This window comes from Streptomyces sp. NPDC102274 (assembly GCF_044766385.1).
GTDB lineage: Bacteria > Actinomycetota > Actinomycetes > Streptomycetales > Streptomycetaceae > Streptomyces.
In genome coordinates this window covers 75,602-89,899 of record NZ_JBIWLW010000005.1, presented here as the reverse complement: position 1 = coordinate 89,899, position 14,298 = coordinate 75,602, and the positions used below count along the sequence as shown (strand labels likewise).

14 protein-coding genes and 1 pseudogene are annotated in these 14,298 nt (G+C 72.4%); 7 read left to right on the top strand and 8 right to left on the bottom strand.

Features of this window, described 5'->3' with window-relative positions; translation table 11 throughout:
- Positions 1 to 23: 23 nt before the first annotated feature.
- A complete protein-coding gene (locus ACIRQP_RS08960; RefSeq protein ID WP_403885646.1) occupies positions 24 to 677 on the top strand; it encodes a ClpP family protease in 654 nt (217 codons plus the stop codon).
- 1 nt (position 678) lies between these two features.
- Complete coding sequence (locus ACIRQP_RS08955; protein WP_403885643.1) at positions 679 to 1,311, top strand: ClpP family protease; 633 nt, start codon at positions 679 to 681, stop codon at positions 1,309 to 1,311.
- Positions 1,312 to 1,313: 2 nt separating this feature from the next.
- Here the strand turns inward: ACIRQP_RS08955 and ACIRQP_RS08950 are convergent, their stop codons facing one another.
- The gene (locus tag ACIRQP_RS08950) at positions 1,314 to 1,790 is read right to left on the bottom strand and encodes a helix-turn-helix domain-containing protein (protein WP_403885640.1); all 477 of its coding nucleotides are present in this window, start codon (positions 1,788 to 1,790) and stop codon (positions 1,314 to 1,316) included.
- Positions 1,791 to 1,950: 160 nt separating this feature from the next.
- On the opposite strand from ACIRQP_RS08950, the gene ACIRQP_RS08945 reads away from it, so the two are divergent.
- Complete coding sequence (locus tag ACIRQP_RS08945; RefSeq protein ID WP_403885636.1) at positions 1,951 to 3,381, top strand: MFS transporter; 1,431 nt, start codon at positions 1,951 to 1,953, stop codon at positions 3,379 to 3,381.
- Between the two features lie 87 nt (positions 3,382 to 3,468).
- Here ACIRQP_RS08945 and ACIRQP_RS08940 read toward each other — a convergent pair whose 3' ends face one another.
- From ACIRQP_RS08940 to ACIRQP_RS08915, 6 genes and pseudogenes are all read right to left on the bottom strand, one after another.
- Positions 3,469 to 4,101: a response regulator gene (locus tag ACIRQP_RS08940; protein WP_403886340.1), complete on the bottom strand. Its 633-nt coding sequence runs from the start codon at positions 4,099 to 4,101 to the stop codon at positions 3,469 to 3,471.
- 128 nt (positions 4,102 to 4,229) lie between these two features.
- Positions 4,230 to 5,501, bottom strand: coding sequence for a sensor histidine kinase (locus ACIRQP_RS08935; protein ID WP_403885633.1), 1,272 nt, complete (start codon positions 5,499 to 5,501; stop codon positions 4,230 to 4,232).
- Positions 5,498 to 6,222, bottom strand: a pseudogene (locus ACIRQP_RS08930) (ABC transporter permease). The gene ACIRQP_RS08935 and the pseudogene ACIRQP_RS08930 overlap by 4 nt, the downstream one beginning before the upstream one ends.
- An 8-nt stretch (positions 6,223 to 6,230) precedes the next feature.
- Positions 6,231 to 7,178 (bottom strand): ATP-binding cassette domain-containing protein, encoded by a 948-nt coding sequence (locus ACIRQP_RS08925; protein WP_403886337.1) that lies wholly within the window; start codon positions 7,176 to 7,178, stop codon positions 6,231 to 6,233.
- A 329-nt stretch (positions 7,179 to 7,507) separates the two neighbouring features.
- Entirely contained in the window at positions 7,508 to 7,693 is a 186-nt protein-coding gene (locus tag ACIRQP_RS08920) for a hypothetical protein (protein ID WP_403885630.1), read from the bottom strand.
- Positions 7,694 to 7,840: 147 nt separating this feature from the next.
- Complete coding sequence (locus ACIRQP_RS08915; protein WP_403885627.1) at positions 7,841 to 9,259, bottom strand: hypothetical protein; 1,419 nt, start codon at positions 9,257 to 9,259, stop codon at positions 7,841 to 7,843.
- 220 nt (positions 9,260 to 9,479) lie between these two features.
- On the opposite strand from ACIRQP_RS08915, the gene ACIRQP_RS08910 reads away from it, so the two are divergent.
- The 4 genes from ACIRQP_RS08910 (at position 9,480) to ACIRQP_RS08895 (ending at position 13,580) form a co-directional block, all read left to right on the top strand.
- Positions 9,480 to 10,517, top strand: coding sequence for an ABC transporter substrate-binding protein (locus ACIRQP_RS08910; protein ID WP_403885624.1), 1,038 nt, complete (start codon positions 9,480 to 9,482; stop codon positions 10,515 to 10,517).
- 173 nt (positions 10,518 to 10,690) lie between these two features.
- Positions 10,691 to 11,578 carry a Nif3-like dinuclear metal center hexameric protein gene (locus ACIRQP_RS08905; protein WP_403885621.1) on the top strand — a complete coding sequence of 296 codons (888 nt, stop codon included), beginning with the start codon at positions 10,691 to 10,693 and terminating at the stop codon, positions 11,576 to 11,578.
- Entirely contained in the window at positions 11,575 to 12,318 is a 744-nt protein-coding gene (locus ACIRQP_RS08900; RefSeq protein ID WP_403886334.1) for a zinc ribbon domain-containing protein, read from the top strand. The genes ACIRQP_RS08905 and ACIRQP_RS08900 overlap by 4 nt, the downstream gene beginning before the upstream one ends.
- Entirely contained in the window at positions 12,318 to 13,580 is a 1,263-nt protein-coding gene (locus ACIRQP_RS08895) for a bifunctional RNase H/acid phosphatase (RefSeq protein WP_403885618.1), read from the top strand. The genes ACIRQP_RS08900 and ACIRQP_RS08895 overlap by 1 nt, the downstream gene beginning before the upstream one ends.
- 88 nt (positions 13,581 to 13,668) lie before the next feature.
- On the opposite strand, the gene eda is transcribed toward ACIRQP_RS08895, so the two are convergent.
- Positions 13,669 to 14,298, bottom strand: coding sequence for a bifunctional 4-hydroxy-2-oxoglutarate aldolase/2-dehydro-3-deoxy-phosphogluconate aldolase (gene eda, locus ACIRQP_RS08890; RefSeq protein WP_403885615.1), 630 nt, complete (start codon positions 14,296 to 14,298; stop codon positions 13,669 to 13,671).

The window sequence follows — 14,298 nt, the reverse complement described above, 5'->3', positions numbered from 1 at the left end:
ACCCGACGACCTACGGAGGACCGATGCCCTCACTCCTCACCGGTGGGAACCCCGCCCTCGACCCGCGGGCCACCGCCGACGACACGCCCTCGACCCGGTTCGACGACCAGTTGGCGGCCCGGCTGCTGATGCAGCGGATCGTCTTCCTCGGCACCCAGGTGGACGAGGTCTCCGCGAACCGGGTCTGCGCCCAGCTGCTCCTTCTGTCGGCGGAGGACCCGCGCACCGACATCAGCCTGTGCATCAACAGTCCGGGCGGCTCCGTGACGGCGGGGCTGGCGATCTACGACACGATGCGGCTGATCCCCAACGACGTCTCGACCCTCGCCATGGGGTTCGCCGCCAGCATGGGGCAGTTCCTGCTCAGCGTCGGGGAGCGCGGCAAGCGCTACGCGCTGCCGAACGCGCGGATCATGATGCACCAGCCGTCGTCCGGCATCGGCGGAACGGCCGCCGACATCGCCATCCAGGCCGAGAACCTCGAATTCACGAAGAGGGCCATCGAGCGGATCACCGCGGAGCACACCGGCCAGACCGAGGAGACGATCTCCCGCGACGGCGACCGCGACCGGTGGTTCACGGCCGAGCAGGCGCGGGAGTACGGGATGGTCGACCGCGTGGTCGAGTCGCTCGACGATGTACGCCCGGCCGGTTCGCGGCGACGGATCGGACTCTGAGATGAGCCAGCACACGGTGGAGATGAGCCAGTACACGATCCCGACCGTCGTGGAGCGCACCCCGCAGGGGGAGCGGGCGTACGACATCTACAGCCGGCTGCTGTCCGAGCGGGTCATCTTCCTCGGCACCGAGATCGACGACGGCGTCGCCAACGTGGTCATCGCCCAGCTCCTCCACCTGGAGTCGGCGAGCCCGGAGCGCGAGATCGCGATCTACATCAACTCGCCGGGCGGCTCGGTCACCTCGCTCATGGCGATCTACGACACGATGACCTTCGTCGGCGCGCCGATCTCGACGTTCTGCGTCGGGCAGGCGGCCTCGACGGCGGCGGTGCTGCTGGCGGGCGGTGACCCCGGGCGGCGGTTCGTCCTGGAGCACGCCCGGGTGCTGCTGGGGCAGCCGGCGAGCGGCGGCCGGCAGGGGACGGTCTCGGACCTCAGCCTCCAGGCGAAGGAGATGCTCAGGATCCGCTCGGAGATCGAGGAGGTGCTGTCCCGGCACACGCACCACGACCTCGCGACCCTCCGCGCCGACATGGACCGCGACAAGGTGTTCACCGCGCACGAGGCGGTGGCGTACGGGCTGGCCGACGAGGTCCTCTCCAGGCGGTCCGCGCCGGTCCCGGGCGCGTAGCGTCAGGCGGCGAGGAGGCGCGCCTCGTACGGCCCCGAGCCGCTCCGTCCCGTGCCCGGCCTCTCCTGACCGGGGCGGGCCGGACTGATCCGGGTCTGACGGGGGTGGGCCCGGCGCGTGTATGTCCCGCCGAGACGGCTCAGTTCGCCGTGGCTCAGGGCGAGCAGATCGGCCAGCCCGAGGCCGAGAGCGCGGGCGGCGGCCGCGAGGACTTCCGACGAAGCCTCCTTGCGGCCCCGCTCCAGCTCGGAGAGGTACGGCATCGAGATCCTGGCCGCCTCGGCGACATCCTTGAGCGTGCGCTCCTGGGCGAGGCGCTCGCGTCGCAGGACGTCACCCACGAGATGCCGCCACAGCGGCTCCCTGGGTTCCCCGGCCCCCGCGGGCGGCGAGGCGTCGGCGTCCGGGGCCGGAGCGGCAGCCGCCGCCACCGGGCGCAGGGGAATGACGCGGGCTGGGTCGGTCGCGTGGCTGCTCACCTCCCCAGAGTAGGAGCGTCGCACCCGACGGGAAGGGAACGGCGTTCTGCCTTCGGCGAATTCGGCGAAACCGCGGGGTCCGGGCTCCGCGCACCTGAGCCGGGGGCCTACGTCGAAATCCCGATGTACGGACCGCTCGACGCCTGCGACCATGACCGCCATGGTCCGAGCCCCCGCACACACCGACACCGTCCACATATCCGCGGCCTCGGGATCGCCGCGTACCTGGGCGGTGGTTCTCGCCGCCTGCGCGGGACAGTTCCTCGTCGTCCTCGACGTGTCCGTGGTGAATGTCGCCCTGCCGTCGATGCGCGCGGACCTGGGCCTCTCCGGCACCGGTCTGCAGTGGGTGCTCAACGCCTACTCGATCGCGTTCGCGGGATTCATGCTGCTCGGCGGGCGGGCGGCCGATCTCTTCGGCCGCAAGGCGATGTTCCTGACCGGGCTCGCGGTGTTCACCCTGGCGTCCCTCGCGGGCGGACTCGCCCAGGAGGGCTGGCAGTTGCTCGCCGCCCGCGCCGTACAGGGGCTCGGCGCGGCCGTACTGGCGCCCGCGACGCTCACCATCCTGACGTCCGCCGTACCGGAAGGCGCCGCCAGGACCCGGGCCATAGGGACCTGGTCGGCGGTCGGCGCGGGCGGCGGCGCGGCCGGCGGGCTCGTCGGCGGAGCCCTCACCGATCTGCTCTCCTGGCGCTGGGTGCTGCTGATCAATGTGCCGGTCGGGGTGCTGGTCCTGGTGGGCGCGGCGGTATGGCTGACCGAGTCCCGTACCGAGCGGGTACGGCGCCTCGATCTGCCCGGCGCGGTGCTGGTCACGGCCGGGCTCGCCACGGTCGCGTACGGCATCGTGCAGACCGAGGAGCAGGGCTGGGGAGCGTCGGCGACGCTGCTTCCGCTGCTCGGCGGAGCGCTGCTGCTCGGCGCGTTCGTGGCGGTGGAGGCGCGGGCGAAGGCACCCCTGATGCCGCTCGGACTGTTCCGGGTACGGGCCGTCTCCGCCGCCAACGCGGCGATGTTCGTCTGTGGCGCGGCGTCGTTCGCCATGTGGTTCTTCATGACGGTCTACGCCCAGAACGTGCTGGGATACTCGCCGTTGGACGCCGGGCTCGCGCTCATCCCCAGCTCGCTGAGCATCGTGCTCGGCTCGAAGCTGGCGCCCCGGCTGATGCCACGGGTCGGTGCCCGAAATCTGGCGGTGCTCGGCACGCTGATGGCGGTGGCGGGGTTCGGCTGGCAGTCCACGATGACCGCTGACGGAACGTATCTCTCGTCGATCCTCGGCCCCGGCCTCCTGATGATGACCGGCCTGGGCCTGGCCTCCACACCACTGGCCGCGCTGGCCACGGCGGGTGCGGCGGCGGACGACGCGGGTCTGGTCTCCGGCCTGATCAACACCTCCCGGACGATGGGCGGTGCGCTCGGTCTGGCGGTCCTCTCCACGGTGGCGGCGTCCCGTACGGCGGGCGGCACGAGCCCGGAGGCGCTGACCGAGGGGTACGCGCTGGCGTTCAGGACGGGCAGCGGGGTGCTGCTGGCGGGTGTCGTTCTGATGCTGCTGTGGCTGCCGCGAGGCCCCTCGCAGAAGTGATGCGGACACGTGTGATGCGGACAGGTGTGGTTCGGACACGTAGGACGTGCCTCGGACACGTAGAGGGCCCCGAGCGGGTCGGCCCGGCTACAACCAGCCCTGCCCGCGGGCCGTGCGGACGGCCTCCATGCGGTTGCGGGTGCCGGTCTTGCCGATGGCCGACGAGAGATAGTTCCGTACGGTCGACTCGGACAGCCGCAGCCGATCCGCGATATCGGCGACCGTCGCCCCGTCCACGGCCGCGTTCAGCACATCCCGCTCCCGCGCCGTGAGGGGGCTCGGCCCCGCGCTCAGCGCGGCGGCGGCCAGGGCGGGATCGATGACGGTCTCGCCGGTCAGCACCCGCCGGATCGCGGCGGCCAGCTCCTCCACCGGACCGTCCTTGACGAGAAAGCCCGCCGCCCCCGCCTCCATGGCCCGCCGCAGATAGCCGGGCCTGCCGAAGGTCGTCAGGATCAGGACCCGGCAGTCGGGCACCTCGTCGCGGAGTTCCGCCGCCGCGTCGAGACCGCTGAGTCCGGGCAGTTCGATGTCCAGCAGCGCCACATCGGGCCGGGAGGCGAGCGCGGCGTCCACGATCGCGTCGCCCCGCCCGACCTGCGCGACCACTTCGATGTCCGCCTCCATACCGAGCAGCAGGGCGAGGGCGCCGCGCATCATGCCCTGGTCCTCGGCGAGGAGGACACGTACGCATGTGGCAGGTCTGTGGTCCCGCGGCATCTCCGTCACCAGCACAGCGTAGGGCGGGGCGGACGCCGCCACGGGACCCCGGAGCCACCGGTCCCGGAGGCAGCGCTCGCCCCGGTCCGGCGCGGCCGGACGCACCGCGACGTCGAGCCGGGAATTCACTACTTCCGGTACGGCGCGTCAAGCGGGTGGCCGGTGACGGACGCGGCCTCGACCGGGAGTACGGCGGTCACACGGAAGCCCTGCCCCGCCGGGTCCGTCGTCGCCCCCGACCCCCGGGCCGCCACCGCGCTCGCCACCGGGCCGGCTTCGAGTGAGCCGCCGGCCGCCGCGAGGCGCTCGGTCAGGCCCTTCAGGCCCGTACCGCCGTACGGAACGGAGTCCTCGGCCGCCCCGGTCAGTACGGCCGCCCCGGTCAGTACGGCCGCCCCGGTCAGTACGGCCGCCCCGGTCCGTACGGTCGCCCCCGCGCCGTCGTCCGTGATCGTCAGCCGTACCCGCTCCGGCGAGCCGTCCACCGTGATCAGGCACCGGGTCGCGGCGCTGTGCCGTACGGCGTTGGTGACGGCCTCCCGTACGACCCAGCCGAGCAGCACCTCGGCCCGCGGCTCCAGCGGTGGCCCCGACTGCTGGACGACCGGCTCGATCCCGGCGGCGGCCAGCGCCGAGCGCGCCCGGTCCAGATCCGCGGCGAGACTGCCCTCGCGATAGCCGGTGACGGCCTCCCTGGCCTCGGTCAGCGCCTGCCGGCCGACGGACTCGATGTCGGAGACCTGCCCCAGGGCCGCGTCCAGATCGCGTGGCGCCAACCGGCGCGCGGCCTCCGCCTTGACCACGATCACCGAGAGGGTGTGGCCGAGCAGATCGTGCAGATCGCGCGAGAAGCGCAGCCGCTCCCGCTCCACCGCCGAACGGGCCAGTTCCTGGCGGGTGTCGCGCAGTTGGACGACGGTCTCGGAGAGGGTGAGGATCGCGGACGTCACCATCATCGAGATGAACGTCCCGTACGCGACGCTGATCGCGCCCCAGCCCACGTGGTACGCGGCGACGCCGCCGGCCGCGGCGGTCAGCGGGATCCCGAACAGACCGAGAGCCCGGCGGCGCAGCACGCTGCCGCAGGAGAGTCCGAACAGCGGCAGGAAGAGCAGCCAGCTGCCGCCGTACGCGCCGCCCAGCCCGAAGGTCATCAGCCCCATCACCACGAGCGCCCAGCGGGTGGCGGGGCTGTCCCGCGCCGACCGGTCGAAGGACCGGAACACCACCGAGACATAGAGGGAGTTGAAGACCAGCAGACCGATGGCGCCGAACCAGGGGTTGGGCGTCTCGCCCCGGACGAGATTGGCGAAGGAGCCCAGACCCAGCAGCAGCCACGGCAGCATCGCGTAGCCGCTGGGCGGTCCCGGCCGCCCGCACCGGGCCGCTGCCGCCTTCACGCGGTCCTCGCCGACCTGCGGTACGCGTACACCGCGTACGAGCCGAAGACGAGAAGCCAGCCCGCGAGCACCACGATCGTCATCCCGCCCGGGGCCGTGCCCTGCGTGGTGGACCAGCCCAGGTCGGCGAAGCGGTTGGCGGGGTGTACTCCGCGATCGTCCGCAGCCAGCCGGGGAACGCGGCGATCGGGAACCAGAGCCCGCCGACCACGGCCAGGAGCATCAGACAGCCCACGTTCACCACACCGGTCGTCTGCGCGGAGAGCCGGTAGCCGTTGCCGATACCGAGCAGGGTGAAGGGCAGCGCGCCGGCCCACAACAGCGCGACCAGGGCGGCCCACTGCCACGGAGCGAGCCGTACGCCGTTGACCAGACCGCCCGCGGCCAGGACGGTGAGCAGCGCGGGCAGGACGGTCACCGAACCGGCCATCGCCCGGCCCAGCACCACCTGGCGGGGCGGCATCGGGGTGATACGCAACTGGCGCAGCCAGCCGAGCGACTTGTCCTCGGCGATCCCGGTGCCCGTACCGACGGCCGCGCCGAGCGCGCCGTACGCGGCCATGCCGACCATGGAGGTGACCTTCCACTCCATGGCGTCCGGGTCGGCGCCGCCGACATTGGTGAAGAGCAGATACATCAGGACCGGCATGCCGGCGCCGAAGATGACGAAGCCGGGATCGCGCAGCGTACGGCGGACTTCGAGCGTGATGTACTCCAGCATGGCGGGCATCACAGGGCGTCCTTCATGTCGTTCTCGGTGTCCTTGGTGTTCTTGGTGTCCTTGGCGTGCCCGGGGTCCTCGCTGTCCTCCGTCGTGTGCGTCAGCGCGAGGAAGGCGTCTTCCAGTGTCGCCGGGGCGACTTCGAGGCGGCGGATCGCGTCGAGTCCGGCGAGCGCGACGACGGTCGCGTCCGAGTCGTCCGTACGGAGCCGGGCGCGGCCCGCGCGTACCTCGGCCGAGACGACGCCGGGCAGCCGCGTCAGCTCCGCCGTGAAGCCCTCCGGCAGGTCGAAGCAGACGAGATGGCCGCCGACCGAGGCCTTGATCAGCTCGCTGGTGCCGTCGGCGACGACCCGGCCGTGGTCGATGACGACGATCCGGTCGGCGTTGTCGTCGGCCTCCTCCAGATAGTGAGTGGAGAAGAGCACGGTGTTGCCGCGGTCCGCGTAGGCGCGCATGGACGCCCAGAAGGCGCGGCGGGCCTCCACATCGAGGGCGGCGGTGGGTTCGTCGAGGACGAGCAGCTCGGGGCCGCCGGCCAGCGCGACCGCGAACCTGACCCGTTGCAGCTGACCGCCGGAGAGCTTGTCGACGCGGCGGCCGGCGAGTTCCGTGAGCCCGGCGAGGCCGAGCGACTCGGCGAGGGGCAGTGGATTCGGGTAGGTGCTGGCGACGAACGTGAGCAACTCCCGTACGGTCACCCGCCGGATCGGCCGGCCGTCCTGGAGCATCGCCCCGACCCGCCCGGCCGTGACAGCGCGCGAGGGCGGGCCGCCGAAGAGCCGCACCGTCCCGGTGTCCGGTTCGTCGAGGCCGAGGAGCAGCCCGATGGCGGTCGACTTGCCGGCGCCGTTACGGCCGAGCAGCGCGACGGCCTCACCTCGCGGGACACCGAGATCGATGCCGTCCACGGCCCGGACCGCGCCGAAGGTCTTGACGACACCGGTGAAGCTCACGGCGTCCGCCGTGCCGGCGGGCCGCGAGGGCGCGGGGGGTGAGGCCGCGGGGTGTGAGGTCGCGCGGTGTGTGTCCGTGTCCGGGCTGTCCGTCGCCGGCGTACTGGCTGTCTGCCTCATGCTCATGCCCACGACGCTACGGACCCGACCCGGGCCCCGACAGATGCGTGCGTACGAACTTGCCCAGTACAAATGTCCCGTGCGGATGCCCCGCCGCCTCACGGCGAGAGGCCGCCACGGACGTGCCGTGGCGGCCTCTCCTCATGTGCGGAATGTGCTGAATGCGCTGAATGTACGGACGTGTTCAGGCCATCCGCAGCGTCGGACGGTCAGGCCGCGTAGCTGCTCTGTTCCGGGCGGCGGTGACGGCCGTGGACGGGGGACGCCGAGTCCTCCGTCGATGCCGCACCTCCCCGGTGCTTTCCGTGCGTTCCGATACCGCGGCTGTCGTCCCCGTCGGCGGCCGCCGCTCCCTGCGGACGCTCCTGGGTCATGTCGGTTCGGGCTTCAGACATGTGGGAAGTCACCCCGTCGTGATCGCTTCTTGTGTGGCGCAGGGGCTCCGGCCGCCCCGTACCGCCACGACAGCGTTACGGTCACGCGTCCGCATCACCGTCACCGACACATCCGGTCGGTACGGCCGCGAAGCCCCGGCCGAAAGTCTATCCAGGTGCCACACGGCCGGTGAGGGGAGCCTGCTGGAGCGGCACCGGCCTGCACATCACAGGAGTGCGGGGGGCGTTGGACGGTTCCCCGTCCGGCGATTCCGCTTGTGTCGGTTCTGTGACCAGTTCAGGATCCGGTCCGGGACACGGGCCCGATTCCCCGACGGATTCCCCGACCGCGTCCCCGACCGCGTTCCGGCCCGGGTCCCGGTCCTGGGGGCCGTCAGGTACGGGAAGGAGCACATCGGCGGGGGCGTCGAGGCGTGCCACTCCGCATGGCACCGCCCCTGTGGCGTACGGGAGTTGGAGCACGGCGTCCCTGGTCCACACGCCGGATCCGGCCAGCCACCCCTCGGGCGCCGGGCGTTGATGCAGCCGCCGGCCCGCCGGCCGCCACACCCCGAGCCAGCTGCCCGCCGCCCCGTCGATCCGCAGCGCCACCGCGCAGCTCTCCGGCATCAGTACCTGCCCCGGCTGCACGGCGAACGGCGTCACCGCGCAGTCCGCCGGCCGCAGACACTCGGGGAACCGCACCGGCCGCAGACTTCCCAGGACGCCCCACCCCAACCGGTCGTGGCCCGGCGCGTCCGAGCGGATCAGCAGCAGTCCGCTGTCGGCGTCCGCCAGCAGCAGCCGGTCGTTGCTCTCCTCGGTGATCTGGAGCAGCGGCGTCACCTCGCCGCCCCGCCCCAGATCGACGGTGACGGCCTTCACCACGCCGTCCGTCTCCCGGTCGAGGGCCAGTATCCGGCCCGTACGGTCCAGCCAGACACCGCCCGAGCAACGTCCTCGCACCTCGGCGACCCGCTCGGGGCCGAACGCGCCGCCCGCCACCAGCCAGACGGTGGTGGCGCGCGGGCCGCTCGACAGGGCGTACGCGCGGCGGCCGTCCGGCGACGGCGGGAGCAGCGTCAGTTCGGCGTGCTCGTCCGTACGGCCGACCGCGCCGACCGGCAGCTGGCCCGTACCGGGGCCGGTGGGGTAGAGCAGCGAGAAGTCGTGCCGGTCGGCGACCAGCCGGCGGATGAGCACCCTGCCGTCGGCCAGGGGAAGCACTTCGGTGTCGGGCTCCTCGGGCTGGTCGAGGGGGAGGGGCACGGCGTACGGCTCGGGTCCGTCGAGGGTCCACCGCTCAGGGAACCAGGCGTCGCCCCGAGCGGTCGGACCGCCCTGGCGGGGCGCGCCGAGCGTCAGTCGCGCCGCATAGGCACCGTCCGCCGTGATCGCGAACTCCGGATGCGGTACCGCCCGGCGCGGGCCGCCCGCGGGTACCGCCCGGCGCGGGCCGCCCGCGTCGCCCCCTCCGTCCGGGCCACTTGGACCACCCGGGCCGTTCGGCCCCGTCCCGTCCGCTCCGTCCGTTCCGCTCTCGTTCTCGGTAGCCGCAGTAGCCGTCTCGATAGCACAGGCCGTCATCGGTCTGTCACCTCCGGCGAAGAAGCTAGTTTTCGTACTTCCTGCCGAACAATGCGAGACCTCGCACTTCACACATAAGGGTGGCCATCGCGCGATTCCACTGAAAGCGAGGGGGTGGGTGTGCTGCCCGATGCGGCGGCGTTTAAGGTAAGGCACACCTTACCAGCCACGCTCGACCCCACCGGTATCCCCACGAGCACCGCCTCCCAGGAGCATCAAGATGTCCATACGACGCCGTGGCGCAGCCGCCGCCGTCGCTCTCGCCGCCGCGCTCTCCCTCGCGGCCTGCGGCAGCGGCGAGTCCTCCGACAGCGGGTCCGCCGCGTCGAACGGAGGCGACAAGAAGGCCGCCGTCGCCACGGGCGGCAAGGACTTCGCCGACGCGGCGAAGAAGACGGCCGCCTACGGGACCGACGCGAAGCCGGGCCAGTTCCCGCGCACGATCACCCACGCCATGGGCACGACGGAGCTGAAGAAGCGCCCCGAGCGGGTCATCGTGCTGGACGTCGGTGAGTTCGACAACGTTGTCTCGCTCGGTCTGAAGCCGGTCGGTTACGCGCCGACCGAGGGCGACGAAAGCATCCCCAGCTATCTGCGGAAGGGCGCGGGCAGCCCCAAGAGCGTCGGCACGGTCAACAACCTCAACCTGGAGGCGATCGCCGGCCTGAAGCCCGACCTCATCCTCGGCAGCCAGCTGCGCGCGGCCGACAAGTACAAGGCGCTCGCGGAGATCGCCCCGACGGTCTTCACCATCCGCCCCGGCTTCCCCTGGAAGGAGAACTACCTCCTCAACGCCCAGGCGCTGGACCGCACCGCGGAGGCGAAGACCGAACTCGCCGCGTACGAGAAGAAGGCGGCCGCCCTCGGCACGGAGATCGGCCCCGAAAAGCCGACCGTCTCGATGGTGCGCTACATGCCGGACCGGCTGCGGCTGTACGCGAAGGCGTCCTTCATCGGCACGATCCTCGACGACATCGGTCTGCCGCGGCCGGAGAACCAGCAGATCAACGATCTGGCCGTGGAGATCAGCCCGGAGAAGATCGACGACGCGGACGCCGACTGGATCTTCACGGGCGTGTACGGCGACCCGGCGAAGACCCAGCGCGACACCGCGCGCTCCAACCCGCTGTGGAAGAACCTGAAGGCCGTCAAGACGGGTCGGGCCAAGGACGTCAAGGACGAGACCTGGTACCTGGGCCTGGGCGTGACGGCGGCGAACCAGGTCCTCGACGACCTGCGCGGCTACCTCGTCAGGTAGCCGAGCACGTCCGAAGTCCCGTCCGCCCGGGGGCGTCCGGCGGGCCACGACGCGGTGACCGGTGCGCGAGCCGGGCGGGGAAGCCCCCGCCCGGCCCCGCGACCGCCGGCCCCCGCCCGGCGGTCGCCGTAGCCATGGTGGGCGGGGCACCCGGGGCAGGTAGCCTTTGCACCGTGCCCCCTGTCCCCTCAGCCGTCCCCGCCAACGATCCCCCCGCGCCCCGTCTGACGGACGTCCTCGCCGCGCTCGACGCCCTCTGGCCGCCCGAGCGGGCCGAGCAGTGGGACGCCGTCGGCACGGTCTGCGGTGACCCCGGCGCCACGGTCACCCGGGTCCTGTTCGCGGTCGACCCCGTCCAGGAGATCGCCGACGAAGCGGTACGGCTCGGCGCCGAACTGATCGTCACCCATCACCCGCTCTATCTGCGCGGTACGACGACGGTCGCGGCCTCCACGTTCAAGGGGCGCGTCGTACACACCCTCATCAAGCACGACATCGCGCTGCATGTCGCGCACACCAACGCCGACACCGCCGACCCCGGTGTCTCCGACGCCCTCGCGGGCGCGCTCGACCTGCGGGTCGTACGGCCCCTCGTACCCGATCCCACGGACCCCGCCGGACGGCGCGGCCTCGGCAGGATCTGCGAGCTGGACCGCCCCGCGACCCTCCGTGACTTCGCCGCACGCGTCGCGCACCGGCTGCCGGGCACCGCCCAGGGCATCCGCGTCGCGGGTGACCCGGACGCGCCCGTCCGTACGGTCGCCGTCAGCGGCGGCTCGGGCGACAGCCTCTTCGACCAGGTCAGAGCGGCGGGCGTGGACGCGTTCCTCACCGCCGACCTGCGCCACCACCCGGTCTCCGAGGCCACCCAACAGAGCGCGCTCGCGCTGGTCGACGCCGCGCACTGGGCCACCGAATGGCCCTGGTGCGAACAGGCCGCCGCCCAGCTCGACGAGATTTCCGACCGTCATGGCTGGGACCTGCGGGTCCATGTCTCGAAGACGGTCACCGACCCCTGGTCGGCCCACCACTCCTCCGACTCCTCAGGAGCCCCCAACTGAACGCCGCGCCCGCCGACCAGATCCGACTCCTCGACGTCCAGGCCCTCGACGTACGACTGTCCCAACTCGCCCACAAGCGCACCGCGCTGCCCGAGCACGCCGAGATCGAGTCGCTCGCCAAGGACCTCGCCCAACTGCGCGACCTGCTCGTCGCCTCGACGACCGAGGAGAGCGACACCGCCCGCGAGCAGACCAAGGCCGAGCAGGACGTCGACCAGGTGCGCCAGCGCTCCGTACGCGACCAGCAGCGCCTGGACTCCGGCGCGGTCACCTCGCCCAAGGACCTGGAGAACCTCCAGCGCGAGATCGTCTCCCTCGCCAAGCGGCAGGGTGATCTGGAGGACATCGTCCTCGAAGTCATGGAGCGTCGCGAGTCCGCGCAGGAGCGGGTCGCCGAGCTGACGGAACGTGTCTCCTCCGTGGAGGCCGGGGCCGATGACGCCGCCGCGCGCCGGGACGCCGCCGTCGCGGAGTTCGACCGCGAGGCCGCGACCCTCACGAAGGAGCGCGAGGTCATCGCCGCCTCCGTACCGGCCGACCTGCTCAAGCTGTACGAGAAGCTGCGCGTCCAGCAGGGCGGGGTGGGCGCGGCACGGCTGTTCCGGCGCCGCTGCGAGGGCTGCCAGCTGGAGCTGAACATCACCGAGGTCAACGAGGTCAAGGCGGCCGCCGCCGACGCCGTGCTGCGGTGCGAGAACTGCCGCCGCATTCTGGTGCGTACCGCCGATTCGGGTCTGTAATGCGGCAGTTGATCGTCGAGGCGGACGGCGGCTCCCGGGGCAACCCGGGGCCCGCCGGGTACGGCGCGGTCGTCCTCGACGGCGCGACCGGTGAACCGCTCGCCGAGGCCGCCGAGTACATCGGTATCGCGACCAACAACGTCGCCGAGTACAAGGGCCTGATCGCCGGACTGAAGGCCGCCAAGGCGCTGGACCCGGCCGCCGCCGTCCGGGTCCGGATGGACTCCAAGCTCGTCGTCGAGCAGATGTCGGGGCGCTGGAAGATCAAGCACCCGGACATGAAGCCGCTGGCGGCCGAGGCGACGCGGATCCTCCCCGCCGGGCAGGTCACTTTCGAGTGGATCCCGCGCGAGCGGAACAAGCACGCGGACCGGCTGGCCAACGAGGCGATGGACGCGGGCAGGAACGGCGGCCAGTGGGACGCGTCGGCGTCCACGGCGGCGCTGGACGCGGGCGCGGCGCGGGCGGCGACGACGGAGGCGGAAGCGAGCGAGGCCGTGGCGAGGGCCGCGCGCACGGAGCGGACGGAGACGGCGGCGGGATCCTCCGTGCCCACTCCCTCCGCCGCTTCCGTAACCATTCCCTCCGCCGCGCCTTCGGGTTCCGCGTCCGTGGGCTGGGGCTCCTCCGCCGACCTCGGGGCCCCCGTCACCTTCGTCCTGCTGCGGCACGGCGAGACCGCGCTCACCCCCGAGAAGCGCTTCTCGGGCAGCGGCGGCAGCGACCCGGAGCTGTCGGCGGCCGGCCGCCGACAGGCCGAGGCCGTCGCCGCGTCGCTGGCCGCGCGCGGCACCATCCAGGAGATCGTCTCCTCACCGCTCAGGCGCTGCCGTGAGACGGCGGGGGCCGTGGCGTCCCGGCTCGGTCTGGAGGTCACCGTCGAAGAGGGCCTGCGCGAGACGGACTTCGGCGCCTGGGAGGGGCTGACGTTCGCGGAGGTCCGGGAGCGGTACGCCGACGATCTGAGCGCCTGGCTCGCCTCACCCGATGTCGCGCCGACCGGCGGTGGCGAGAGCTTCACGGCCGTGGGACGGCGCGTCGCGGCCGCCCGCGACCGGCTGCTGGAACGGTACCCGGGCAGAACGGTGCTGCTGGTCACGCATGTCACCCCGGTGAAGACCCTGGTACGGCTGGCTCTCGGCGCACCGCCGGAGTCACTGTTCCGGATGGAGCTGTCGGCGGCCTCGCTGTCAGCGGTGGCGTATTACGCGGACGGCAACACGTCGGTGCGGCTGCTGAACGACACCTCGCATCTGCGCTGACGTGCGCGCGCCGTCGGCCGTCCGGCGGCGCGCGGGTTCAGGAGAGACGCGGGTTCAGGAGCGGCGTGTCCAGAACCGAACAGAACACCTAGCGCAGTGCCGACGCCTCGCGGGCCAGTGATTCGACCCGGTCCCAGTCCTTGGCCGCCAGCGCGTCCGCCGGGAGCATCCATGTGCCGCCGACGCAGCCGACGTTCGGCAGGGCGAGATACGACGGTGCCTTCCGCGCCGTGATGCCGCCCGTGGGGCAGAACCTGGCCCCGGGGAGCGGACCGGACAGGGACGTGAGATAGGCCGTGCCGCCCGCGGCCTCCGCCGGGAAGAACTTCATCTCCGTCACCCCGCGCTCCAGCAGCGCCACGACCTCGGAGGTGGTCGACACCCCCGGCAGGAACGGCACGCCCGAGTCCCGCATCGCGGCCAGCAGCGTGTCCGTCCACCCCGGGCTGACCAGGAAGCGCGCGCCCGCCTTCACCGAGTCGGCCACGGCGTCGGCCGTGATGACCGTACCCGCGCCGACCACCGCGTCCGGCACCTCCGCCGCGATCGCGCGGATCGCCGCCCTCGCGGCCGGCGTCCGCAGCGTCACCTCGATCGCGGGCAGTCCGCCCGCGACGAGGGCGCGGGCGAGCGGTACGGCGTCGGCGGCATCGTCGAGGACGACGACAGGGATGACGGGGGCGAGGTCCAGCACGGAAGCCACGGGCGCGGAGGTCAT

What these genes read in the sequence shown, in the direction of transcription:
- ACIRQP_RS08955 (WP_403885643.1), top strand. Translation starts at nt 679, where the DNA reads ATGAGCCAGCACACGGTGGAGATGAGCCAGTACACGATCCCGACCGTC.
- ACIRQP_RS08945 (WP_403885636.1), top strand. Translation starts at nt 1,951, where the DNA reads ATGGTCCGAGCCCCCGCACACACCGACACCGTCCACATATCCGCGGCC.
- ACIRQP_RS08920 (WP_403885630.1), bottom strand. Translation starts at nt 7,693, where the DNA reads ATGTCTGAAGCCCGAACCGACATGACCCAGGAGCGTCCGCAGGGAGCG.
- ACIRQP_RS08940 (WP_403886340.1), bottom strand. Translation starts at nt 4,101, where the DNA reads ATGCCGCGGGACCACAGACCTGCCACATGCGTACGTGTCCTCCTCGCC.
- ACIRQP_RS08915 (WP_403885627.1), bottom strand. Translation starts at nt 9,259, where the DNA reads ATGACGGCCTGTGCTATCGAGACGGCTACTGCGGCTACCGAGAACGAG.
- eda (WP_403885615.1), bottom strand. Translation starts at nt 14,298, where the DNA reads ATGACCTCCGCGCCCGTGGCTTCCGTGCTGGACCTCGCCCCCGTCATC.
- ACIRQP_RS08895 (WP_403885618.1), top strand. Translation starts at nt 12,318, where the DNA reads ATGCGGCAGTTGATCGTCGAGGCGGACGGCGGCTCCCGGGGCAACCCG.
- ACIRQP_RS08910 (WP_403885624.1), top strand. Translation starts at nt 9,480, where the DNA reads ATGTCCATACGACGCCGTGGCGCAGCCGCCGCCGTCGCTCTCGCCGCC.
- ACIRQP_RS08960 (WP_403885646.1), top strand. Translation starts at nt 24, where the DNA reads ATGCCCTCACTCCTCACCGGTGGGAACCCCGCCCTCGACCCGCGGGCC.